Genomic DNA, 23,943 nt, shown 5'->3' on the forward strand with positions numbered 1-23,943 from the left:
ACCTTATCGCCGCCCACCATCGGCCGACACCAGGCGCACGACGGCCTCCGCCGTGGCATAATCTTTTGAAACCACGGGCATGAAGCCGCCGGCATGCTTCGATTCCAGAAGATCGTAGACATCCGGCGTCGTCGATTTGAGGTTGGTGAGGAACACGGTCAGCCGACGCTTGGCTTCCGGATCGAGATCGCTGCGCACCGCATGGGGACCGTATCTCAGCAGACCCGACGTCCACACCACCTGGAGGGCCGACGCCGAAAGGCCCGATGCCTCGAGCCTTGCCTGCGTGCCCCCTGACAGCCGCGGCTGGCCGTCGGCCGCTGCCCTCACCCAGCCGAACATGGCGTCGGCCTCGCCGTCGACGAGCATGGTTTCGGCCGCCGACGCCGAGGGGGCATGGACAAGAAACCGTGCATCTTCGGCGATCTCGACCTGTTCGGCAGCCAACCCCGCCAAGGGCAAAAGAGAACCGCCGACGCTATCCGGCGGCGATATGGCGACCCGGTGGGTCTCCATTTCGGCCAAGCCGCGCAGTTTGCCATCCCTGGTCAGCAGTACCGAGCGGATGCCGGCCACACCGTCGGAATCGACCGGAGCCACGAGCGGCTCGATGCATCCGCAGCGTTGCCGCGCCGTGGCGTAGGCGGTCGCCGAATAGATGGCGTATTCGATCCGTGCATTGGCCTGTCCCTCGATCAGTGCCGCATAATCGCGGGCAACGACGAACTCGACCTTCATGCCGAGCGCATTGGTAAAGGCTTGCGTCAACACCGCCAGCCCCGGAACGGTGTTGCCGGCGCCGGGCTCGGCGACGATGCCGATGCGAAATGTGCCTATATCATCGCGCCAGTCTGCCCACACCGGTTCACACCAGAACGCGTTTACAGCCACGAAGGCGGTCCATGCCTTGAGCGCAGTCGACAGGACCGTCCCGCCTCTTGTTCCGTCCATGAATCCCTCGTCACAACACCTGATCGTTGTGTGAATCTCGTTGCCAAGACCGCCCAGGCACATTGGGGCGACATGGATCCCTAGCCATGTCGTTATCCCCAAAACCGCTGCGTACTTTGGGCGACATTGATTCCTAGCTTGTCCCTGTCGTCATCCCAAAACCGCTGCGCACTTTTGGGCGACATGGACTTGACTATCGCGCCAAGCCGTTGCCGTTTGGTTTCCGAATTGCCAAGGCCGCCGCGGAACCCTATGTCTGGGTGTCCACACTGGCAACAAATGACCCGATGGCGCGTGCTTTCCTCTTCGTCCTGGATTCCTTCGGCATCGGCGGCGCGGCCGACGCTGAAAGCTATGGCGATGCCGGCGCCAACACGCTGGCGCACATCGCCGAAGCCTGCGCCGAAGGGCGCGCGGATCGCGAAGGGCTTCGTCAGGGACCGCTGTTCGTCCCCCATATGGCATCGCTGGGACTTGGCAAGGCGGCCGAGACCGCGACAGGACTGGGGTTTACGCATTTCGGGACAGACCTGCTCGCCAATGCCTTCCATGGCGCGGCGCAAGAGATTTCGAGCGGCAAGGACACGCCTTCCGGCCATTGGGAGATCGCAGGCCTGCCGGTGCGCTTCGACTGGGGTTATTTCCCCGACACGGTTCCCGCCTTCCCGGCCGACCTGACCGAGGCGATCATCCGCGAGGGCAAGGTGCCCGGCATTCTCGGCAATTGCCATGCGCCAGGTACCGAGATCATCGAGCGGTTCGGCGAGGAACATATCCGCACCGGCAAGCCGATTTGCTACACGTCGGTCGATTCCGTCCTGCAGATCGCCGCGCATGAGGTCCATTTCGGCCTGGAGCGGCTCTATGAATTGTGTCAGGTGGTGCGCCGGCTGGTCGACCCGTTGAGGATCGGACGGGTGATCGCGCGCCCCTTCGTCGGCGAGACATCAGCCACGTTCGAGCGAACCTACAATCGCCACGACTACGCCGTGCCGCCACCCGAGCCGACATTGCTCGACCGGCTGACAGCGCGCGGCAGCCGCGTCATCGCCGTCGGCAAGATCGGCGACATCTTCGCCCATCGCGGGATCTCGCAAGTCCGCAAGGCCGCGGGCAACATGGCCATGTTCGACCAGGCGCTGGTCGCGATGGACGAGGCCACCGACGGCGACCTCGTCTTCGCCAATTTCGTCGATTTCGATACCGAATTCGGCCATCGCCGCGACGTCGCCGGTTATGCCGCCGCACTCGAGGCCTTCGACCGGAGACTGCCGGAGGCATTCGCGAAGCTGAAGCAGGGCGACCTTCTCATCCTGACCGCCGATCACGGCAACGATCCGACCTGGCGCGGCACCGATCATACGCGTGAGCGCATTCCGGTCATCGGCACTGGACCCGGCCTCAAAGGCGGCGACATAGGGCTTAGGGCGACATTTGCCGATATCGGCGAGACCGTTGCCGAACATCTCGCGCTGACGCGCGGCCGCAACGGCATATCCTTTTATGCCTCGATTGGCGGCCATGCCTGAATTACCCGAAGTCGAAACGGTCCGGCGCGGTCTGCAGCCGGTCCTGGAAGGTGCCCACCTGGCCGAGGTCGAGATGAGACGGCCCGACCTGCGGTTCCCCTTCCCCGAACGGTTTTCGGAGCGGCTGACCGGCAGGACGATCACGGCGCTTGGGCGGCGGGCCAAATATCTGACCATGCATATGCTGGGCGGTCAGGTGCTGATCTGCCATCTCGGCATGTCCGGCTCCTTTCGCATCGAGACCGGCGACGCCGGCGAGACACCTGGCGTGTTCCACCATGAGCGCTCGAAGAGCGCGGCGCACGATCATGTAGTGTTCCATGTCGTTTCCGCGGCCGGCGGGCGGTCACGTGTGATCTTCAACGATCCGCGCCGCTTCGGTTTCATGCTGTTTGCGCAGGAGCCGCCGGAGACGCATCCGATGCTCGCCGGACTGGGCGTCGAACCGACCGGCAATGCGCTGGACGGCGTTCTGCTTGCCTCGTTGCTGAAAGGCCGCAGATCGCCGCTCAAGGCAGCGCTTCTCGACCAGAGGCTGATCGCCGGCTTAGGCAATATATATGTCTCGGAGGCGCTCTGGCGCGCCGGCCTGTCACCGCTACGCGAGGCGGGCACCATCGCCAGGCCAGGCAAGAAGGCCAGGGAACAAAGCGAACGCCTCGCCGAGGCGATCCGCTCGGTCATATCAGATGCCATCGCGGCCGGCGGGTCTTCACTGCGCGACTATATGCACACCGATGGATCGCTGGGTTATTTCCAGCATTCCTTCGCCGTCTACGACCGCGAGGGTGAGCCTTGCCCCAAGCCTGGCTGCGGCGGCCATGTCGAACGTATCGTGCAGAGCGGTCGCTCGACCTTCTATTGCCGGACCTGTCAGACGTGAGCTAGACCGGTGTCGAGCAAAGGAGGAACAGCCAATGGCCTATGAGACGATCATCACCGAGATGCGCGGTAAGGTCGGACTGATCACGCTGAACCGGCCAAAGGCGCTCAACGCGTTGAATTCCCAGATCCTCGCCGAACTCGTCGCAGCCGTGAATGTTTTCTGTGCCGATCCTGGCATCGGCGCCATGGTTGTTACCGGCTCCGACAAGGCCTTTGCCGCGGGTGCCGACATCAAGGAGATGCAGGCAATCTCCTATGCGGATGCCTACAGCCAGGACTTCTTCGTCGGCTGGGAAGAGTTCACGCGGGCGCGAAAGCCGATCATCGCGGCGGTGGCCGGCTATGCGCTCGGTGGCGGGTGCGAACTGGCGATGATGTGCGATTTCATCATTGCCGCCGACACGGCCAAATTCGGCCAGCCGGAGATCACGCTCGGTGTCATTCCCGGCATGGGCGGGTCGCAACGCCTGACCCGGTTCGTCGGTAAATCGAAAGCGATGGACATGTGCCTGACCGGCCGGATGATGGATGCCGCCGAGGCCGAACGTTCGTGCCTTGTGTCGCGGGTCGTTCCGGCCGGCGAGCTGGTCGAGGAGGCCGTCAAGGCGGCGGCCAAAATCGCCGATTTCTCGCTGCCGTCGGTGATGATGGCCAAGGAAGCCGTCAACCGGGCTTATGAGACGACGCTTGCCGAAGGATTGCGCTTCGAACGCCGCCTGTTCCATTCGCTTTTCGCGCTCGAAGACCAGAAGGAAGGCATGGCGGCGTTCACCGAAAAACGGAAGCCGAATTTCACCAACCGGTAGGCGTAGGGGGCCAGCGACCGAAACCCGTGGCATTGGCCAAAAAGAACGCCAGGCGGCGTTGACGCGCCGGAAAAGCTGAACTATAAGCCGCACCAACCGAGGCGGCCCCGTGGCTGCCCGTTTGTTTTTTGCGCCCTGCGGCACGCCGCGTGCGCCGACCAGATCAGAAGAGAGGCATCATGGCCAACACATCCTCGGCCAAAAAGGCAACGCGCAAGATCGCCCGCCGCGCGGCGATCAACAAGAACCGCCGCTCGCGTGTCCGCACCTACGTCCGCCAGGTCGAGGAGGCACTCGCCTCGGGCGACAAGGCCGCCGCACAGGCCGCCTTCAAGGCTGCCGAGCCGGAATTGATGCGCGCCGCGACCAAGGGCGTGATCCACAAGAACACGGCATCCCGCAAGGTGTCGCGCCTCGCCCAGCGCCTCAAGGTGCTGTCGGCCTGACATCGCCTTCTCAGGACGATCTTCTTCGAACCCGGCCGATCGCGCCGGGTTTTTTCGTTTGCCGGCAAGTACTTAAAAAGAATAGCCGGAAACAACTGCAAATGCAGAGTCCACAGTTCGAAATGGTTTGCCGGCACATTCATGCCCACTGATGATCGGAACGCTTGAAAAGCGTCGACTTAAAAAACCATGTCCATCAGAAATAACTGATACTTTTCCAATAGTTAGCGACGGTCATCCACAGCTTGTCCACAACGCGCCGAAGGGACGGGAGGACAACTGGCTGTCAAGTGAATTATTTCAGAAAATTTCGCGCCGGTCCGGCTTTTTCATATTCGTCGGAAAAGGGTTTGAATCACAATGGCTTTGTCAAAATACAGCACTGCGGCATGGCGCTCCAACCCGCCCGAGGTAACCAGATTCCTTAAAAATCCGTTAGACGTGGCCTTGCCCTATCCACAGCGATTTCGGTAATGTCGATCTATCGAAAGAGACGGGCCTCTGGCCCTTAACCAGTCTGACGCGGCCAGCTTAAATTGGCGGGATTTGCGACGCGGATCAAGTCCGCGGACGGGGATGGTTTGCTCTTTTTCGATACGGTAGGGGACTGGCGTAACTAGACATGGCAGGTAGGACGGCGCGCCGGCGCTCTTTCGCCGGACGGTGTTGTATTGCCCTGACATACCCAACGCGGGCTGGCTTCCATGAGCCGGCACCGGTTCCCTTGGATGGTGGGCGACGTTCATTGCCGGCGGCGGCAACGGGCATCGTAGCGAAGACACGGTCGCTGGAAAAAGGATGCAGGAGGCGCATCCCCAGCGAAAAACAGGTACAGAAAGGCAAGGAACTCGATCATGCAGAGCGGCATCGAAAGGGAGCTTACGGGCGACCTCCCATTTCCTGGAACTTTGACCGGAGCAAACGAGATGGCGGTCTCCAGCGACGCGGAACAGAAGTTCGACCGGGTCAAGGCCCAGTTGAAGGCGCGCCTGGGAACCGAAGTCTATTCCAGCTGGTTCGGCCGCATGAAAGTCGCGGAAGCTTCCAAGGGCATTGTCCGCATCTCCGTGCCCACCGCGTTCCTGCGCTCGTGGATCAACGGCCACTACCACGATCTCATTTCCGAGCTGTGGAAGCACGAGGATCCCGAGCTTCTCAAGATCGAGATCGTCGTGCGCACCGCGACCCGTCAGGGGCGCAGCCAGCCCGAACCGGAATTGGCGCCGGCGCGCAAGATGACGCGGCAGACGCAGACGGCGCTGGCCGCCGGCACGGTCAGCCCAGGCAGGGTGGAGCGGTCTCCCGTGCCGCGTCCGGGTGTGCCGGTCGAGAGCGAGTTCCGCCACAATGTGCTGGGATCACCGCTTGATCCGCGTTACACGTTCGGCTCCTTCATCGAAGGGCCCTCGAACCGCGTCGCCTTCGCCGCCGCAAAGGCCGTGGCGGAATCTCAGTCGAGCGCGGTGCGCTTCAATCCGCTTTTCCTGCATGCCACCGTCGGGCTCGGCAAGACGCACCTCTTGCAAGCCATCGCCGCGGAATCGCTGAAGCAGAACCCGAAGTCGCGCGTCGTCTATCTCACCGCCGAGTATTTCATGTGGCGCTTCGCCACGGCGATCCGCGACAACAACGCATTGACGCTCAAGGAGCAGCTGCGCGACATCGACCTCCTGATCATCGACGACATGCAGTTCCTGCAGGGCAAGTCGATCCAGCATGAATTCTGCCATCTGATCAACATGCTGCTCGACAGCGCCAAGCAGGTCGTCGTCGCGGCCGACCGGCCACCGTCGGAGCTGGAATCGCTCGAGCCGCGGGTCCGTTCGCGCCTCAATGGCGGCGTCGCGCTCGAAATGTCGGCACCCGATTTCGCCATGCGGCTCGGCATGCTCAAACTGCGCCTGGCTACAGCCAGGATCGACGATGCATCACTCGACATTTCCGAAGAGATCCTCAACCACGTTGCCCGCACCGTGACCGGCAGCGGACGTGAACTGGAAGGCGCCTTCAACCAGCTCTTGTTTCGCCAGTCGTTCGAGCCGCAGATCACCATCGACCGCATCGACGAGATCCTCGGCCATATCTATCGCACGGGCGAGCCGAAGCGGGTCCGCATCGAGGACATCCAGCGCATCGTCGCGCGCCACTACAACGTCTCGAAGACGGAATTGCTGTCCAACCGGCGCACGCGCACCATCGTCAAGCCGCGGCAGGTCGCCATGTACCTGTCGAAGGTGATGACGCCGCGCTCGCTGCCGGAGATCGGGCGGCGTTTCGGCGGCCGCGACCACACGACGGTGCTGCACGCCGTGCGCAAGATCGAGGACCTGTCCGGCAATGACAACACGCTGGCGCAGGAACTGGAATTGCTGAGAAGGCTGATCAACGACCAGGCCTGACCAGCCCAGAACGGCCCGCTTGCAGGGTTGGCCAGCTTTATCCCCAGAAAGCCCGCGTAACCGGCCCGAACCGGTGGCGCGGGCTTGCGCTCACTGGTTTTTTCCTGTCAGTTTGCGTAGATTCTGAAGCCTGTTCAGACCTTTTGCGGGGCGCCGGTAGCCGGAGACCCGTTCATTCATTCAAGCGAGCCTGTTTCGTCATGCGTGTTATCCTGGAACGGTCAAATCTCCTGAAGTCGCTCAACCACGTCCACCGCGTGGTCGAACGGCGCAACACCATACCGATCCTGTCCAACGTGCTGCTCAGCGCCGAAGGCGCCAGCCTCGAAATGAAGGCCACCGACCTCGACCTGGAGGTGACGGAAGCGACGCCCGCCAAGGTGGAGCGCGGCGGCGCGACGACCGTCCCCGCGCACTTGCTCTATGACATCGTGCGCAAGCTTTCAGACGGCGCCGAGGTGATGCTGAAGACGGATGAGGACGGCAACGCCATGACGGTTACGTCGGGCCGCTCCAGCTTCCGCCTGCAGTGCCTGCCGCAATCCGACTTCCCCGAGCTTTCGGCGGGATCCTTCTCGCATATTTTCCGTCTCGATGCGGTGGCGTTGAAGGGCCTGATCGAGAAGACGCAGTTCGCCATCTCCACCGAGGAGACGCGCTACTATCTCAATGGTATCTACCTGCACACGCATGAAGTCGGTGGCAAGCTGAAGCTGCGGTCGGTGGCAACCGACGGCCACCGCCTGGCGCGCGCCGAGATCGACGCGCCGGCGGGTTCGGAGGGCATGCCGGGCATCATCATTCCGCGCAAGACGGTGAGTGAGTTGCAGAAGCTGGTCGACGATCCGGATGTCGCCGTGACCACCGAACTGTCCGACACCAAGATCCGCTTCACCATCGGCAGCGTCGTCCTGACCTCGAAGCTGATCGACGGCACCTTCCCGGACTATCAGCGGGTCATTCCGACCGGCAACGACAAGAAGCTGATCCTCGACCGCCAGAGCTTCGCCGCCGCGGTCGACCGCGTCTCGACCATCTCTTCCGAACGCGGCCGCGCGGTGAAGCTGTCGATCAGCGAAGGCCAGGTGACGCTTGCCGTCAACAACCCGGATTCAGGCAGCGCCACGGAAGAACTGGCTGCAGACTATTCGTCCGACCCGATCGAGATCGGCTTCAACGCGAAATATCTGCTCGATGTCGCCGCGCAGCTGACCGGCACGGAAGCCAAATTCATGCTGGCCGATGCCGGTTCGCCAACGCTGATCCACGACATGGCCGACGAGACCGCGCTTTACGTGCTGATGCCGATGCGGGTATAGCCGGACCGGCGTCGCCTGACGATACGACCGGCGGCGGATATTGGTTGCGGTGACTTCCACAGGCGGATAGCGGTTGCCGGCACAAACCCACATAAGTAAGCTTACGCTTACCAATTTTCGCAACTACGCAAGCCTGGCGATAGATTTTGCTCCGGGCGCCGTGGTCTTTTCCGGCGACAATGGTGCCGGCAAGACCAATCTCCTCGAAGCGATCTCCTTTTTGACCCCAGGGCGCGGCTTGCGCCGCGCGCCTTACGGAGATGTGGCCCGTGAAGGTGGCGATGGCGGCTTTGCCCTGCATGCCCGGCTCGATGGACCTTACGGCGAGGTCGAGATCGGCACCGGCATTTCCGGAGGCGACACGGCGGAGAGCGGCAGGCGGGTGCGTATAAACGGAGCCGCCGCCCGGGCCGAGGACATGCTGGAGTGGCTGCGGGTCGTGTGGCTGACGCCGGCAATGGATTCGTTGTTCACCGGACCGGCCGCGGATCGCCGGCGCTTTCTCGACCGGCTGGTGCTGGCGATCGATCCCGGACACGGCCAGCGTGCGCTCGACTATGAGAAGGCGATGCGGGGCCGTAACCGTTTGCTGACGGAAGGCTCACGCGATGCCGGCTGGTTCGAGGCGATAGAGACGCAGATGGCGGAGACCGGCGTGGCGATCGCCGCGGCGCGCGCCGAAATGGTGCGGCTGCTGGCCGCCATGATCGGCAGGCTGCCCGACACGGGGCCGTTTCCGCAGGCCGATATCGGCCTTTCGGGCGACCTGGAGGCCGAGATTGCCAATGCACCGGCGGTCGATGTCGAGGAGCGGTTCCGGCGGGCGCTTGCCGATGGCCGAGACCGTGACCGTGCCGCCGGACGCACCCTCGAGGGCCCGCACCGCTCGGACCTCGTGGTCCGGCACCGGCCCAAGGCCATGCCGGCCGAACTTTGCTCGACCGGCGAACAGAAGGCACTGCTGGTCGGCATCGTGCTGTCGCATGCCCGGCTGACCGGCGAAATGTCCGGCCTGACGCCGATCCTGCTGCTCGACGAGATCGCGGCGCACCTCGATGCCGGACGGCGCGCGGCACTGTTCTCGATCCTGGAGGAACTGAACTGCCAGGCTTTCATGACGGGAACCGATGCGGCGCTGTTTTCCAGCCTGCATGGCCGCGCGCAGTTCCTGACGGTCGACCATGGCACGGTTGGGCCAACCGAAGACCCCTGACAAGGTTTTTCGGCCGCTATATGGTCCTGATATGACCACTGCGCTCACCGCCGACGAGATCGAACGTTATGCCCGCCACATCGTGCTGCCGGAGGTCGGCGGCGCGGGCCAGCAGAAACTCAAGCAGGCGCGGGTCCTGGTGATCGGCGCCGGCGGGCTCGGTGCGCCGGTGCTTGAATATCTCGCCGCGGCCGGCGTCGGAACGCTCGGCGTGATCGACGACGACACAGTTTCGCTCTCCAACCTGCAACGCCAGGTTATCCATGGCACCGATACGATCGGCATGCTGAAAACCCAGAGCGCCGAGGCGGCGATCGCCCGTATCAATCCCAACATATCAGTCGAAACGCACACATTCCGGCTGACCGCGGAGAACGCCCCTGCCCTCGTCGCCAAGTACGATATCGTCGTCGATGGGTCCGATAATTTCGAGACGCGTTATGTGGTGGCCGATGCCTGCGCGGCCGAAGGGAAACCGCTGGTGCATGCAGCCGTCGGACGTTTCGACGGCTCGGTGACCGTGCTGAAGCCTTTCGAAAGCGGCAGCGACGGCAAGCCAAACCCGAGCTATCGGGATCTGTTTCCCGAAGCCCCGCCGCCGGGCCTGGTGCCGTCCTGTGCGGAGGCCGGGGTGCTCGGCGCACTGACCGGGGTCATCGGCACGCTGCAGGCAATGGAGGCGATCAAGCTGGTGACCGGCATAGGCGAGCCGCTGATCGGCAGGCTGCTGCTCTATGATGCGCTGGCCGCGCGCTTCGAGACGATCCGCTACAAGAGACGCTGATCTTGGAACATGTTTCGATCACGCAGATGCCGGCCGATTTCGGCCGCTGGGATGATGTGCTTGCCCTCATCATGCGTGCCTTCGCCTTCATGGACGGCATCATCGACCCGCCGTCGTCGGCTCACCTGCTCACAGTCGATGCGCTCCGCGCCAAGGCCCTGCGGGAGACGGGCTTTCTGGCACTCGACGGCGACGACAGAATCGTGGGCTGCGTTTTTGCTCTTGAACGGGCTGACGGTTTTTATATCGGCAAGCTCGCCGTCGCCCCGGACCGCCAAGGGCAAGGCATTGGCCGGCGGCTGATGCAAGCGGTCGAGGACCTGGCCCGCAGCCGCGGCAAGGCCGCCATCGAGCTCGAGACGAGGATCGAGCTCACCGCAAATCATGCCGCCTTTGCCGGGCTTGGCTTTCGCGAGACCGAACGGACGGCGCATGAGGGTTATGACAGGCCGACTTCCATCACCATGCGCAAAACGATCTCATAAACGGCGAGCCGACGCCTGGACGGGTTTCAGGTTCTGAGCGGCAGCACGCGGTCCGGCGGGCGATGGCCATCGACGAAGGCGCGGATATTGATGATGACCTTCTCGCCCATGTCGATACGGCCCTCGAGCGTGGCCGAGCCCATATGCGGCAGAAGCACGACCTTGTTCCTGGCGGCGAGCTTCAAGAGCTTGCCGTTCAGGGCCGGCTCGTGCTCGTAAACGTCGAGGCCGGCGCCGGCGATCTTGCCGTCCTGGATCAGCTTGACCAGAGCTTCTTCGTCGATGATGTCGCCGCGGGCGGTGTTGACGATGTAGGCGGTGGGCTGCAGCAACGCCAGCCGCCGTGCTGACAGAAGATGGAAGGTCGCCGGCGTCGACGGACAATTGACCGAGATGATGTCCATGCGGGCGAGCATCTGGTCGAGACTCTCCCAATAGGTCGCCTCCAGTCCATCTTCGACCGCCGGCAGAACGCGATGCCGGTTGTGATAGTGGATCGACAAGCCGAAAGCCTTGGCCCGCTTGGCAACGGCGGTGCCAATGCGGCCCATGCCGACAATGCCGAGCCGTTTCCCCCAGATGCGCCGGCCAAGCATCCAGGTCGGCGACCAGCCAGCCCATTTCTTGTCGCCGGTAAGCACGCTGGCGCCTTCCGCCAGCCGGCGCGGTACGGCCAGCATCAGCGCCATGGTCATGTCGGCGGTATCTTCGGTGAGCACATTGGGCGTGTTGGTGACGGTGATGCCTTTCTTGGCCGCCGCCGCCACGTCGATCTTGTCGACGCCATTGCCGAAATTGGCGATCAGCTTGAGGTTGTCGCCGGCCTGGGCGATCAGTGCGGCATCGATCTGGTCGGTCACGGTCGGTACCAGCACGTCGGCTTCCTTGACCGCAGCGACCAGTTCCGGCTGCGTCATCGGCCTGTCCTCGACATTCAGCCTTGCGTCGAACAGTTCGCGCATGCGGGTCTCGACCGGGTCGGGCAGCTTTCGCGTGATGACCACGAGAGGCTTCTTTTTGCCTGGCATTGTTTCCCTCGTTGAGACCTCTTTAACCAAGACCGGCGAAACTGAAAGCTGGTCGCGGTAGCCGATTTACCCATGTAACAAGCGGTGCCGCCGAAGACAAAGAAAAAGGGGTGCCGCAGCCGTCGGGCCGGCGCCGAAAGGAACGAAAGTGTCTGGTTTCGCGTCGCTTCGCCTGGCCCTCAGCGCAGCATTTCTCGGCGCTCTCCTCTATTCTCCGCTTGCCGGCGCGCAGAGCGCGGCCGCCCCAGCCCAGAGCGCCATCACGCTCGGACCGAGCGGGCTGCCACTGCCGCGATTCGTCAGCCTGAAATCCGGCCGCGTCAACTCGCGCGTCGGCCCCGGCGCCAATTATTCCGTCGACTGGATGTATATGAAGGCTGGCCTGCCGATGGAGATCATCCAGGAGTTCGATACATGGCGGCGGGTGCGCGACGCCGACGGCTCGGAAGGATGGATCAACCAGTCGCTGCTTTCGGGCCGGCGCACAGCGATCATCGCGCCCTGGCAGCGCGGCAAGGGCGGCCAGATCAATCTCCTGAAAGGTCCCGACAAGGATGCCAGGGTGGTGGCGATCGTCGAACCCGGCGTGATGGGCATGATCAAGTCCTGCGACGGCCAGTGGTGCGAAATGACGCTCGACGGCCACACCGGCTGGCTTGCCCAGTCGGTCGTCTGGGGCGCTTATCCGGGCGAGCGGGTCAAGGACTGAACGTCTCGCGTTTGCGCCCGATTGGGCCAAGATGGGTGTCCTGAAATCCTGTCGACAGCTTCAAGCCGTAACCCAGTGCACGGTCGATCGCGATATGGGCGATCCAGATCAGTGCGATGGCGCTGCCGACCGCACTGCCGGCGAGATGCCCGGCAAGCAGCAGAAGCACCGGTACGATCAGGGTGTGCAAGGCGTTGTAGGCGATGGCGCCGATGCGCGGGCTACCGAGATAACCCAGCATCGAGAGGTCCGGCGCCAGGATGAGCAACGCGAAGAGCCACCAGGAGACACCTGTCGCGCCATAGAAGACGACCGCAACCGCCGCCACGACAGCCCATTCGAGCCGGACCATCCAATCGAGGGGCTTCATCCCAGACCGATTATTCGGGCCAGACCGATTATTCGGGCCAGACCGATTATTCGGGCCAGACCAATTATTCGGGCCAGACCGATTATTCCGGCCTGGCTGATTGTCCTGGCCCTGGCCAATTATTCCGGCCTCGCCGGTCATTCCGGACGCTTGGGACGCAGCCTCACCACGATATCGACATTGGCGATTTCCATGCCTTCGGGCGGGTCCGGCAGATTGGTGACCGTGACCGGGCCGTTGGCGATGTCGAATATCCTGTTTTCGCCTTCGATATAGAAATGATGGTGGTCGGAGGTGTTGGTGTCAAAGTAGGTCTTGGAACCCTCGACGGCGAGGATGCGCAGCAGCCCCGCCTGGGTAAACTGGTGAAGGGCGTTGTAGACGGTGGCCAGCGACACCGGCACGCCGGCGGCCTGCGCCTCCTCGTGCAGCTCCTCAGCCGACAAATGGCGGTCGCCCTTCGCGAAAAGCAGGTCGGCCAGCGCAATGCGCTGACGCGTCGGCCTCAGGCCGGCTTCACGTACCCGCTTGTCCACAGCGACATTTTCCTTCCGGCAGCCCCGGTCCATCTGGTCTTCCAAGCTCACAGTCCCGCTTCAAGACATGCCCAGAATGGCAAAAAGATGAATGTCTGCCGAAACCGGACCCCTGTTGACATATATTCTGTCGCCCGAATGCGATCAATAGCGCGCATTGACCCGGGCGGACTGGCGGGTTAAGCGCAAACGCCGGTTTCCGGCCTGAAACAGATTGTGTTAGGACACCAACGACAAGGGCGCGCTACCGCCCGGACGATATGGGGATGAAATTGATGGCGGGTTCGAAATCCAGCTACGACTACGAAGAATTGCTGGCCTGCGCCCGCGGCGAGCTGTTCGGAGAGGGCAATGCCCAGCTGCCCTACCCGCCGATGCTGATGTTCGATCGTATCACCGAGGTCAGCGAGACCGGCGGCGCCTTCGATAAGGGTTTCATCCGCGCGGAATTCGATATCAAGCCCGACCTGTGGTTCTTTGCCTGTCATTTCATCGGCAATCCGATCATGCCGGGCTGCCTCGGCCTGGACGCCCTGTGGCAATTGACGGGTTTTTACCTCGGCTGGCTTGGCGAACCCGGCAGGGGAATGGCGCTGTCGACCGGAGAGGTCAAGTTCAAGGGCATGGTCACGCCATCGGTCAAGAAGGTCGAGTATGGCGTGGATTTCAAGCGTGTGATGCGCGGCCGGCTGGTGCTCGGCATCGCTGATGGCTGGATGAAGGCGGATGGCGAGCCCATATATGCGGCGACGGACCTGAAGGTCGGCCTGTCAAAGCAGTCGGCGGTCGCTTGACCGCAGCCCTGGCCCGCCCATTGGCCAGCATCCCTGGAAGGAGTTGCGAATGAGACGTGTCGTAGTCACAGGCCTCGGCATCGTGTCGTCGATCGGCAACAATGCCAACGAGGTGCAGACCTCGCTGCATGATGCCAGATCCGGCATCAGCTTTTCCGATTCCTTTGCCGAGCATGGCTTCCGCTGCCAGGTCTGGGGCGCGCCGACGCTCGACCCTTCCGCCATGATCGACCGCCGCGCGATGCGCTTCCTGAGCCAGGGCGCGGCCTGGAATCACGTCGCCATGGACCAGGCGATCGCGGATGCCGGTCTCGGCGAGAGCGATATCACCAATGAGCGCACCGGCATCGTCATGGGTTCGGGCGGCCCCTCCACCCGCACCATCGTCGAGGCGGCCGAAACCACGCTCAAGAACGGCAGCCCCAAGCGCATCGGTCCCTTCGCGGTGCCGAAGGCGATGTCGTCGACCGCGTCGGCGACGCTGGCCACGTGGTTCAAGATCCATGGCGTCAACTATTCGATCTCCTCGGCCTGCTCGACCTCGGCGCATTGCATCGGCAATGGTTACGAGCTGATCCAGTGGGGCAAGCAGGACATGGTCTTTGCCGGCGGCCACGAGGATCTCGACTGGACGATGTCGGACCTGTTCGACGCCATGGGCGCCATGTCGTCGAAGTTCAACGACAGGGCCTCGACCGCATCGCGCGCCTATGACGCCAATCGCGACGGCTTCGTCATTGCCGGCGGCGCCGGCGTGCTGGTGCTGGAAGAGTTGGAACATGCAAAGGCGCGCGGCGCCAAGATCTACGCAGAGATCGTCGGTTATGGCGCGACCTCGGACGGTTTCGACATGGTCGCGCCCTCGGGCGAAGGCGCGGTCCGCTGCATGCGCCAGGCGCTGGCGACGGTTTCCACGCCGGTCGACTACATCAACACCCACGGCACCTCGACGCCGGTCGGGGATTCCAAGGAAATGGGCGCGATCCGTGAAGTGTTCGGCGAGAAGATGCCGTTCATCACGTCGACGAAGTCGCTGACCGGCCATTCGCTGGGCGCGGCAGGCGTGCAGGAATCCATCTATTCGATCCTGATGATGCAAGGCGGCTTCATCGGCGAAAGCGCCCATATCGAGACGCTCGATCCGGAATTCGAGGGCATGCCGATCGTGCGCAAGCGCATCGACAACGCAGGGATCGACACCGTTCTGTCGAATTCCTTCGGTTTCGGCGGCACCAACGCGACGCTCGTTTTCCAGCGCTATTCCGCATAAGGCCAAGCTTTTTATATAAGGATTTGCCGGCCATGGACGGATTGATGAAGGGCAAGCGCGGGCTTGTCATGGGTGTCGCCAACGATCATTCGATTGCTTGGGGAATCGCCCGGAAATTGTCCGAACATGGGGCGGAACTCGCCTTCACCTATCAGGGTGAGGCTTTCGGCCGCCGCGTCAAGCCGCTCGCCGACAAGCTTGGCGCTTCGCTGGTCGTTCCCTGCGACGTCGAGGACAGCGCTTCGGTCGCCGCCACGTTCGAGACGCTCGGCAAGGCGTGGGGCGGACTGGACTTCGTCGTCCATGCCATCGGCTTTTCAGACAAGAACGAATTGAAAGGCCTCTATGCCGACACCAGCCGGGACAATTTCGTCCGAACCATGGTGATCTCCTGCTATTCCTTCACCGAAGTGGCGCGCAACGCCGCGCCGCTGATGACTGCCGGCGGCTCGATGATCACGCTGACTTATGCCGGCTCGGTCCGCGTCATGCCGAACTACAATGTCATGGGGGTCGCCAAGGCTGGGCTCGAGGCCAGCGTGCGCTACCTCGCCAACGACTACGGCCCACGCGGCATCCGGGTCAACGGCATCTCGGCCGGTCCGGTGCGCACACTGGCCGGCGCCGGCATTTCCGACGCCCGCCACATGTTCTCCTACCAGCAGCGCAACTCGCCGTTGCGCCGGACGGTGACGATCGACGAGGTCGGCGGCTCCTCGCTCTATCTCCTGTCCGACCTTGCTTCCGGTGTCACCGGCGAAATCCACTATGTCGATTCCGGCTATCATATCGTCTCGATGCCGACACTCGATGAGTTGAAGCAGACGGATGGCGGGCGTGACTGAAGCGTCCCCAAGTGGGGTCCTTTGCCAGTAAAGAAAATAATCCTCTCCAGTAAAATTGGATTCATTCGCGGAAACTCATTTTAAGAGGATTTCCGCTATAGAGCTCCCCATCTGGGGACCTTTTCATGCCTGGCATCAGCAACCCGAAGCGAACACCCGTGTTCCGACTGCTCACGATAGCAAGTTCGGGCATTGGCAGTTTCGTCCTCGGCATCTGGGGCCTGAAGCACGGTCTCGGCGACGGGTTTGCCGGCATATCGGCTGATATGATGGTCTCGGTGATGGCCGCGCTTTGCGCGCTGGCGGCATCGGTGGCGGCAATGTCCTTCTTCGCCGGCATCGATGAATCGGCGGATTTCGTCTTCAACGAAACCCATTTCGACAAGCTGACCGGACTGCTGGCGCGCCCGGCCATGGTCGGCAAGATCGCCGAGGCGGCATCCGCGACAAGCCGCACCGGGGAACCGGTGTTCCTGATCGACATCGACATTGACCGGTTCAAGCAGATCAACGACGCTATCGGCTACACCCAGGGCGATGAACTGATCCGCGCCTTCACCAGGCGGCTGCACGACTGCGTGCCCGCGCGCGCCCTGATCGGCCGCATCGGGGCCGGCGAGTTCGCGGTGCTGCTCCCGGACCATCTGATCCAGGGAACCCTGGAAAGCATGGTCGAGAGGCTCATCGACGAGATGATGGAGCCGTATGAGCTCGGCAGCCACCAGCAATCGGTGAGCCTGTCGGTCGGCATTGTGGCGATGCCCAAGGACGGTATCGATCCGGTCCTTATCCTGCGGCGCTCCAACCTGGCGCTGCAGAATGCGCGTGCCAGAGGGGTTGGCAACTGGTCGGTCTTCGACAGCGAGATGGGACGCGTGGCCGATCATCGCCAATGGGTCGAATCCGAGCTGCATAGCGCCTTTGAACGCGGAGATTTCGACCTGCACTATCAGCCGCAGCTCGATCTCCCGACCGGCCGCATCGTCGGCTACGAGGCATTGATCCGCTGGAAGCATCCCGAACGCGGCATGATCCCGCCGATGGAGTTCATCCAGATCGCCGAGGAGACCGGCATGATCAACCCGATCGGCGAATGGGTTCTGCGCAAGGCCTGCAGCGATGCCCGCCATCTGCCGGACGACTGTTTCGTCGCCGTCAACATCTCGCCGGTCCAGTTCATGACCAAGGACTTCGTCGGCATAGTGCGCGACACGATGCGGGCCACCGGCATCAAGCCGTCACGGCTGGAACTGGAAGTCACCGAGACGGCGATGATGCAGGACCGCGACCGCGCGGCCATAATCTTGAAAGAACTTGCCGAGATGGGCATTTCGGTCGCCGTCGATGATTTCGGCACCGGCTATTCCAATCTCAGCTATCTGATCGACTTCTCGTTCGGCAAGCTGAAGATCGACCGTTCCTTCGTCAGCCGCATCGATACCGATGCCAGCTCCGGCGCGGTCGTGTCGACCATTGTCGGGTTGTCGCGGGCGCTCGGCGTCAGCATCATCGCCGAAGGCGTCGAGACTGAAAGCCAGGCGACGCTGCTGCGGGCCGCCGGCTGCGAGGTGGTGCAGGGCTACCTGTTCGGCCGGCCAGCACCGCTCAAGATCAGCGTTGGCGACGGGCATGTCGCCGACGACATGAGGCGCGTCGCCAACCTGCATTGAGGGCCACCGAAATCTGACGCCCTCGTCGCCTTGTTCAGATTTCGTGATGCCTGGAGTATAAAATTCTATTGAAGCAATATCCCCTTCTTTACGGCTGTCTCGGCACTATGATGGTCTCCGTGCCAAGCGCGCTCTTGCTGCTTGCATTGGTTCGGCCCTGGGCCCGACGCCTAGCCATATCGGATTTTTGGGCAGCGTACGCTGCAAGCCATGGTCCTGGGTTGCTCGTTCTCGGTGTCTTTGTCTCGCTTGCTTCACTTCGACCCCGTACCAGAAAAGCATGGGTAATTGGCTTTGTCGGCTGTGCCTTGCTGAATGTGGTTTTGTGGGGAGGATTGGCGCTCGTCTCTCCTCCCCCTCCACCTGACGCGTGGGATCACTACATCGACCTTACGGGCGTGCTCGCAATAGCCGCCATTCCAAGCGTCGCAATTTCCGCTATAGCCGGCGTCTTCTTCAGCAAATTTGCAAATGACATCGGCTGATCAGGCAAGGCAGCGCGAGCCATCGCCAACGCGCTTCAGCGACTGGCGGCAAACACCTTGAACATGCCGTCGCGGGCAAGCTCCGCATGACTGGCAAAGGCGGCCGACAGCACCGGCTCGTAAGGAAGCTGCCGGTTGGCGACCATGAACAGGCGTCCACCGGGCTTCAGGGCCTTGGCTGCCGCGCGGATCATGCCGGCACCGATCTCCGGCTCCGCCGCACGGCTGCGATGGAAGGGCGGGTTCATGGCGATGACGTCGTAACGGCGCTCGACAGGCTCGGCGAGCAGATCCATCCAGAAGAAGCCCTGCGCCACGGTGTTGCCGAGATTGCCCCTGGCCGCCTCCAGCGCATCGAAATCGGCCTCGTAAAGATCGAGGGCCGACAAGCCCGGCGAGCGGGCGGCCATCTCCGCCGCCACATAGCCCCAGCCGGCGCAGAAATCGGCCGCACTGCCACGCAGATCGCCGGGCAAGTTCTCGACCAGCAGTTTTGAACCGGCATCGACACGATCGAAGGAGAACATGCCGGGTGCGGTGTGGAACCGCTCCCCAACCAGCAAGGCGGGATTGGCGGCGCGAAGCGCGGCGGCGGCTTGCGTGTCGGCCGGGCGGCGCAGCCAGAAGGCGATGCCGTGATATTTCGGCATGTGGCCATCAAGCGGCGCGAGATCGCCGACGCGCTTGCGCAGGCTGGCGATGCCATCCTCCTTGCCACCGGCAATGACGATCAATCCACCCTCGACCACGCGTTCAAAAGCCTCGGCGATGCGCAGTTCGTTCTGACCGCGATGGCGGCCGGCGAGCACGAGCGCGGCATCAAAACCGTCGCCGGTCGATTGCGGCGTGACCGTGAAGCCCGCCGCCTGCAGCGCACGGAAATACGGCCGGAAGCCCTGTACGAGATTGAGCGTGGCCTCGAAAGCCGGCGGCAAGCGCAGGCCGGGTTCGGCGCCAATGAAGAGGATGTGCTCGCCCTTGCGCGGTGGGGAAAGAGCCTCGGCATCGAACGGATGAAAAAGCGTCTTCAGCGCTTCAGCGGACATAGCCGTGCTCCATACACAAAAACGGGCGCGACCTAAGCCGCGCCCGCCTCATTTGCCGTCAGATCGCTCAGGCGGCGTCTTCTTCGCCTTCTGTCTTCTTCTCGCGCGCGATTTCCTTGCCGGTGGCCTGGTCGACGACTTTCATCGACAGGCGGACCTTGCCGCGCTCGTCGAAGCCCATCAGCTTAACCCAGACCTTGTCGCCTTCCTTGACGACGTCCGAGGTCTTGGCGACCCGGTCGTTGGCAAGCTGCGAGATGTGGACGAGGCCGTCACGCGGACCGAAGAAGTTGACGAAGGCGCCGAAGTCGGCGGTCTTGACGACCGTGCCTTCGTAGATTTCGCCGACTTCCGGCTCGGCAACGATGGTGTGAATCCACTTCTTCGCCGCCTCGATCTCCTTGGCGTTCGAGGAAGCGATCTTGACCGTGCCGTCGTCCTCGATGTTGATCTTGGCGCCGGTCTTCTCGACGATCTCGCGGATGACCTTGCCGCCCGAACCGATGACGTCGCGGATCTTGTCGGTCGGGATGTGCATGACCTCGATGCGCGGCGCGAACTCGCCGAGTTCGGGGCGGGCGCCGGTCAGAGCATGGGCCATCTCGCCGAGGATATGCAGGCGGCCGTCCTTGGCCTGGCCGAGGGCGATCTTCATGATCTCTTCGGTGATGCCATCGATCTTGATGTCCATCTGCAGCGAGGTGATGCCGCCTTCGGTGCCGGCAACCTTGAAGTCCATGTCGCCGAGGTGGTCCTCGTCGCCAAGGATGTCGGAGAGCACGGCGAAGCGCTCGCCTTCCTTGATCAGGCCCATGGCGATGCCGGCGACCGGCTTGGCCAGCGGCACGCCGGCATCCATCAGCGCCAGCGAGGTACCGCAGACGGTAGCCATCGACGACGAACCGTTGGACTCGGTGATCTCCGAGACGACGCGCAGCGTGTAGGGGAACTGGTCAGCGCTCGGCAGCATCGGACGGATGGCGCGCCAGGCGAGCTTGCCGTGGCCGATTTCGCGGCGGCCGGGCGATCCCATGCGGCCGGTCTCACCGACTGAGTAGGGAGGGAAGTTGTAGTGAAGGAGGAACTTCTCCTTGTACATGCCGGTCAAGGAATCGACATACTGCTCGTCCTCGCCGGTGCCGAGCGTGGCAACGACCAGCGCCTGGGTCTCGCCGCGGGTGAACAGCGCCGAGCCGTGGGTGCGCGGCAGGACGCCGACTTCGGAGACGATCTTGCGCACGGTCTTGAGGTCGCGGCCATCGATGCGCGCGCCGGTGTCCAGAATGTTCCAGCGCACGACCTTGGCCTGGAGCTCCTTGAACACCGAGCCGATCTGTTCGGAGGTGTACTTGGCGTCTTCGCCTTCGGCGGGGGCAAACGCTGCCTTGACCTTCGCCTTGACGGCGTCGACGGCGGCATAACGCTTCTGCTTGTCGACGTTCTTGTAGGCATCGCTGAGCTCGTCGCCGACGATCTTCAGCATCGCGGCCTCAAGTGCGGAATAATCCGGCGCGGTGAAGTCGCGCGGCTCCTTGGCGGCAACTTCGGCCAGCTTGATGATGGCGTCGATGACCGGCTGGAAACCCTTGTGGCCGAACATGACGGCGCCGAGCATCAGCTCTTCGCCAAGTTCCCTGGCTTCCGACTCGACCATCAGCACGGCGTCGGCGGTGCCGGCGACAACGAGGTCGAGCTTGGATTCCTGCATCTCGTCGACATGCGGGTTCAGCACATATTCGCCGTTGATGTAACCGACGCGGGCGCCGCCGACCGGGCCCATGAACGGAACGCCGGAGAGCGTCAGAGCGGCCGAGGTGGCAACGATCGACAGGATGTCCGGATCGTTTTCGAGATCATGCTGGACGACGGTGACGACGATCTGGGTGTCGTTCTTGTAGCCGGCGGCGAAGAGCGGGCGGATCGGGCGGTCGATGAGGCGGGAAACCAGCGTTTCCTTTTCGCTCGGACGGCCTTCGCGCTTGAAATAGCCGCCCGGGATCTTGCCGGCGGCATAGGTCTTTTCCTGGTAGTTGACGGTCAGCGGAAAGAAGTCGAGGCCGGGCTTCGGCTCCTTCATCGAAACGACGGTGGCGAGAACCTTGGTCTCGCCGTAGGTGGCGAGCACCGCGCCGTCAGCCTGGCGCGCGATCTTGCCGGTTTCGAGGATGAGCGGACGGCCGCCCCATTCGATTTCCACTTTGTGGTGATTGAACATGTCTTGTCCTTAATAAGCGGAAAGGGGCGCGCCGTTTCACGGTGCGCGGATGCCCTTTCCCTGGCTTCCTTTCTCGGGCAGCCACGGGCAAGACAACGGGAAGCTCGGATGATTTAAGCGCGGCGAGCGCGCACGAGCGTCCTGCAATCCTGCCCCATGACCGTCCATGGGCGGTTTCGAGTGGCCCTCTGCACGCTCGAAACCGGGTCTGGCCAGCCGATACGACTGGCAGAATGCGTGACCGGCGGACTTCCTGGGAAAGTCCGCCGGTCAATTCGTCAACGGCGCAGACCGAGCTTCTCGATCAGTGTCTGATAGCGCGTGTCGTCCTTACGCTTGAGATAATCAAGCAGGCTGCGGCGCTGGGACACGAGAGCGAGCAGACCACGGCGGGAATGGTTATCCTTCTTGTGGTCCTTGAAATGGTCGGTCAGGTTCTTGATGCGCTCGGAAAGGATGGCTACCTGGACTTCCGGAGAACCGGTATCGCCCTTGGCGGTTGCGAATTCACCCATCAATTCCTGTTTGCGCTCGGCAGTAATCGACATCGTGTTTTTCCTTATCTGTTTGAGGAAACGGGTCGCCCACAGCCGGGATGTCGTCCAGCAGGGGCCGTGCATGCAAAGCGTCAAGGCGCTATGCTGCGGCGCATATAGTGCAATTCCCCGAAAAACACCAGCCCAATTCACAAGCCGGCTTTTGACGCTCAAATGGCAGGTCTAATCCCAGTCAAAGCCATTTCTTCCATTTGAAGAATGCAATCAGCCCGACAGCGACGGCAGCCATGAACAGCAGCGACAACGGATAACCGTAGTACGCCTTCAGCTCCGGCATGTTCCATGGCGAGCTCGCGGGGTCGAAATTCATGCCCCAGATGCCGACCAGGAAGGTGAGCGGCATGAAGATGACCGAGACGATGGTGAGATAGGAGATGACGTCGTTGGTGCGGGCCTGGCTCAGCGACAGGTGCATTTCGATCAGGCCCGTCAGCATGTCGCGCTGGGTCTCGACCAGTTCGATCAGCCTGAGCGAATGGTCGAGCGTGTCGTTGAGGAAGACCTTGGTCTCGGCTCCGACATAGGCCACGTCGTTACGGATCAGCGTGGCCAACGCATCGCGCATGGGCCACAGCACGCCTTTCAGGACGTTGGCATCGCGCCGCAATTCGTGCAACTGCCGCATTTGGTGCTTGTGCGTCGAATGCAACATCTGGTCCTCGATGCTGTCGACAAGGTCGCCGGCGGCCTCGATCGGCGGAAAATAGCTGTCGACGATGGCGTCGATCAGCGCATAGGCGAGATAGTCGGCGCCGCGCGTGCGCAACCGGTTGGGCGCCGAACTCTCGATGCGCTTGCGCACCGGATTGAACGGATCGCCCTCGCGTTCCTGGAAGGTGACGACGAAGTTCTCGCCCAGGAAGAGAGCGATCTGTTCGTAGCGATGCGACGTGACATCGTCGATCATGCGCATGACGACGAAGGCGTGATCCTCGAAGAAGTCGACTTTCGGCCGCTGGCCGGTATTGACGACATCCTCCAGCGCCAGCGGATGCAGGCTGAAGATGCGACCGATCTCCTCGATCAACTGGATGTTGGCGAGGCCGGTGCAGTCAAGCCAGATGACCGGCCATTTCCGGCAATTGGCCTCGACATCGTCGATGCTGGCATTGTCGATCGTCTTGAACTTCTGCGGCGAGATCAGGGTCAGCCGCAATTCGGAGCGCCGCGCCGCCGGATCGGCGATCAGCGTGCCGGGCGAGGCGCCGACAGGCGGCCGCCTCGTCTTCACCGGCGCCCGTTTTTTCACCACCTCGGCCTTCGCCATGCCACCACCCGTCGAAACCTGCTTTTTTGCCATAAATGCGTATGATCGAATGCCTATGATTGACCTGGCATGGCGATCGGGCACCATGACGTACGGCATGAACGATGATTTCTTCGTCAGCCGCTTCGTAAAAAATTAGATAGGGATAGGGGACGGTTGCGAGACGACGGATGGCAGGATCGTCCGTTCGCTTGCCAAGAAATGGCTGACCCGCAATCCGCTCCAACAAAAGCTTGATGCGTAGCCGGACACGATGGGCGCCTCGCGGCGAATGAACATTGATGTGGTCCAACGATATTCTTCAGGTCAGCAAGGGCCGGACTGGTGAAGCGAA

The 23,943-nt window shown here is 62.6% G+C and carries 23 protein-coding genes; 14 read left to right on the top strand and 9 right to left on the bottom strand.

Annotation, left to right across the window (positions count from 1 at the left end; translation table 11 throughout):
* Positions 1–3: 3 nt before the first annotated feature.
* Positions 4–924 carry a phosphate/phosphite/phosphonate ABC transporter substrate-binding protein gene (locus O7B34_RS02515; protein ID WP_337145186.1) on the bottom strand — a complete coding sequence of 307 codons (921 nt, stop codon included), beginning with the start codon at positions 922–924 and terminating at the stop codon, positions 4–6.
* A 314-nt stretch (positions 925–1,238) separates the two neighbouring features.
* Between O7B34_RS02515 and O7B34_RS02520 the strand changes: the two genes are divergently transcribed.
* The 9 genes from O7B34_RS02520 to O7B34_RS02560 all read left to right on the top strand — a co-directional run bounded on the left by O7B34_RS02520 (position 1,239) and on the right by O7B34_RS02560 (position 10,817).
* On the top strand, positions 1,239–2,480 hold the full coding sequence (locus O7B34_RS02520; protein WP_337144739.1) for a phosphopentomutase: 1,242 nt from the start codon (positions 1,239–1,241) through the stop codon (positions 2,478–2,480).
* On the top strand, positions 2,473–3,363 hold the full coding sequence (gene mutM, locus O7B34_RS02525; protein WP_337144740.1) for a bifunctional DNA-formamidopyrimidine glycosylase/DNA-(apurinic or apyrimidinic site) lyase: 891 nt from the start codon (positions 2,473–2,475) through the stop codon (positions 3,361–3,363). Before O7B34_RS02520 ends, mutM begins: the two co-directional genes overlap by 8 nt.
* A 34-nt stretch (positions 3,364–3,397) precedes the next feature.
* The gene (locus O7B34_RS02530; RefSeq protein WP_337144741.1) at positions 3,398–4,171 is read left to right on the top strand and encodes an enoyl-CoA hydratase; all 774 of its coding nucleotides are present in this window, start codon (positions 3,398–3,400) and stop codon (positions 4,169–4,171) included.
* A gap of 179 nt (positions 4,172–4,350) precedes the next feature.
* Positions 4,351–4,617: a 30S ribosomal protein S20 gene (gene rpsT, locus O7B34_RS02535; RefSeq protein ID WP_027026587.1), complete on the top strand. Its 267-nt coding sequence runs from the start codon at positions 4,351–4,353 to the stop codon at positions 4,615–4,617.
* An 854-nt stretch (positions 4,618–5,471) separates the two neighbouring features.
* Positions 5,472–7,016: a chromosomal replication initiator protein DnaA gene (gene dnaA, locus O7B34_RS02540; protein WP_337144742.1), complete on the top strand. Its 1,545-nt coding sequence runs from the start codon at positions 5,472–5,474 to the stop codon at positions 7,014–7,016.
* A 200-nt stretch (positions 7,017–7,216) separates the two neighbouring features.
* Positions 7,217–8,335 (top strand): DNA polymerase III subunit beta, encoded by a 1,119-nt coding sequence (dnaN, locus tag O7B34_RS02545; protein WP_027142016.1) that lies wholly within the window; start codon positions 7,217–7,219, stop codon positions 8,333–8,335.
* Positions 8,336–8,408: 73 nt separating this feature from the next.
* A complete protein-coding gene (gene recF / locus O7B34_RS02550; RefSeq protein ID WP_337144743.1) occupies positions 8,409–9,548 on the top strand; it encodes a DNA replication/repair protein RecF in 1,140 nt (379 codons plus the stop codon).
* A 31-nt stretch (positions 9,549–9,579) separates the two neighbouring features.
* Positions 9,580–10,332 carry a molybdopterin-synthase adenylyltransferase MoeB gene (locus O7B34_RS02555; protein WP_337144744.1) on the top strand — a complete coding sequence of 251 codons (753 nt, stop codon included), beginning with the start codon at positions 9,580–9,582 and terminating at the stop codon, positions 10,330–10,332.
* Positions 10,333–10,358: 26 nt separating this feature from the next.
* A complete protein-coding gene (locus O7B34_RS02560; RefSeq protein ID WP_337145187.1) occupies positions 10,359–10,817 on the top strand; it encodes a GNAT family N-acetyltransferase in 459 nt (152 codons plus the stop codon).
* 26 nt (positions 10,818–10,843) lie between these two features.
* Here O7B34_RS02560 and O7B34_RS02565 read toward each other — a convergent pair whose 3' ends face one another.
* Complete coding sequence (locus O7B34_RS02565) at positions 10,844–11,845, bottom strand: 2-hydroxyacid dehydrogenase (RefSeq protein WP_140507642.1); 1,002 nt, start codon at positions 11,843–11,845, stop codon at positions 10,844–10,846.
* Between the two features lie 148 nt (positions 11,846–11,993).
* Here O7B34_RS02565 and O7B34_RS02570 point away from each other — a divergent pair, with 148 nt between their 5' ends.
* The gene (locus tag O7B34_RS02570; protein WP_027142021.1) at positions 11,994–12,554 is read left to right on the top strand and encodes an SH3 domain-containing protein; all 561 of its coding nucleotides are present in this window, start codon (positions 11,994–11,996) and stop codon (positions 12,552–12,554) included.
* On the opposite strand, the gene O7B34_RS02575 is transcribed toward O7B34_RS02570, so the two are convergent.
* Positions 12,544–12,924: a DUF4260 domain-containing protein gene (locus O7B34_RS02575; RefSeq protein WP_337144745.1), complete on the bottom strand. Its 381-nt coding sequence runs from the start codon at positions 12,922–12,924 to the stop codon at positions 12,544–12,546. The two genes, O7B34_RS02570 and O7B34_RS02575, sit on opposite strands and share 11 nt — an antisense overlap.
* Before the next feature lie 137 nt (positions 12,925–13,061).
* Positions 13,062–13,493, bottom strand: coding sequence for an iron response transcriptional regulator IrrA (gene irrA / locus O7B34_RS02580; RefSeq protein WP_027142023.1), 432 nt, complete (start codon positions 13,491–13,493; stop codon positions 13,062–13,064).
* A gap of 242 nt (positions 13,494–13,735) precedes the next feature.
* Here irrA and fabA point away from each other — a divergent pair, with 242 nt between their 5' ends.
* The 4 genes from fabA to O7B34_RS02600 all read left to right on the top strand — a co-directional run bounded on the left by fabA (position 13,736) and on the right by O7B34_RS02600 (position 18,039).
* Entirely contained in the window at positions 13,736–14,254 is a 519-nt protein-coding gene (gene fabA / locus O7B34_RS02585; protein WP_027142024.1) for a 3-hydroxyacyl-[acyl-carrier-protein] dehydratase FabA, read from the top strand.
* Between the two features lie 49 nt (positions 14,255–14,303).
* Complete coding sequence (fabB, locus tag O7B34_RS02590) at positions 14,304–15,524, top strand: beta-ketoacyl-ACP synthase I (RefSeq protein WP_027142025.1); 1,221 nt, start codon at positions 14,304–14,306, stop codon at positions 15,522–15,524.
* A gap of 32 nt (positions 15,525–15,556) precedes the next feature.
* Positions 15,557–16,369: an enoyl-ACP reductase FabI gene (fabI, locus tag O7B34_RS02595; protein WP_027142026.1), complete on the top strand. Its 813-nt coding sequence runs from the start codon at positions 15,557–15,559 to the stop codon at positions 16,367–16,369.
* A 125-nt stretch (positions 16,370–16,494) separates the two neighbouring features.
* Complete coding sequence (locus O7B34_RS02600; protein ID WP_337144746.1) at positions 16,495–18,039, top strand: putative bifunctional diguanylate cyclase/phosphodiesterase; 1,545 nt, start codon at positions 16,495–16,497, stop codon at positions 18,037–18,039.
* A gap of 520 nt (positions 18,040–18,559) precedes the next feature.
* Here the strand turns inward: O7B34_RS02600 and O7B34_RS02605 are convergent.
* The 5 genes from O7B34_RS02605 to O7B34_RS02625 all read right to left on the bottom strand — a co-directional run bounded on the left by O7B34_RS02605 (position 18,560) and on the right by O7B34_RS02625 (position 23,901).
* Entirely contained in the window at positions 18,560–19,570 is a 1,011-nt protein-coding gene (locus O7B34_RS02605; RefSeq protein ID WP_337144747.1) for a class I SAM-dependent methyltransferase, read from the bottom strand.
* Positions 19,571–19,637: 67 nt separating this feature from the next.
* Positions 19,638–21,785 carry a polyribonucleotide nucleotidyltransferase gene (pnp, locus tag O7B34_RS02610; RefSeq protein WP_337144748.1) on the bottom strand — a complete coding sequence of 716 codons (2,148 nt, stop codon included), beginning with the start codon at positions 21,783–21,785 and terminating at the stop codon, positions 19,638–19,640.
* 278 nt (positions 21,786–22,063) lie between these two features.
* Positions 22,064–22,405 (bottom strand): 30S ribosomal protein S15, encoded by a 342-nt coding sequence (gene rpsO, locus O7B34_RS02615; protein WP_280940095.1) that lies wholly within the window; start codon positions 22,403–22,405, stop codon positions 22,064–22,066.
* A 109-nt stretch (positions 22,406–22,514) separates the two neighbouring features.
* Positions 22,515–23,498, bottom strand: coding sequence for a magnesium/cobalt transporter CorA (gene corA / locus O7B34_RS02620; protein ID WP_337144749.1), 984 nt, complete (start codon positions 23,496–23,498; stop codon positions 22,515–22,517).
* The gene (locus O7B34_RS02625) at positions 23,395–23,901 is read right to left on the bottom strand and encodes a type II toxin-antitoxin system RelE/ParE family toxin (protein WP_337144750.1); all 507 of its coding nucleotides are present in this window, start codon (positions 23,899–23,901) and stop codon (positions 23,395–23,397) included. The genes corA and O7B34_RS02625 overlap by 104 nt, the downstream gene beginning before the upstream one ends.
* Between the last annotated feature and the right edge of the window lie 42 nt (positions 23,902–23,943).

The organism is Mesorhizobium sp. Cs1299R1N3, assembly GCF_037179625.1.
Classification (GTDB): Bacteria; Pseudomonadota; Alphaproteobacteria; order Rhizobiales; family Rhizobiaceae; genus Mesorhizobium; species Mesorhizobium salmacidum.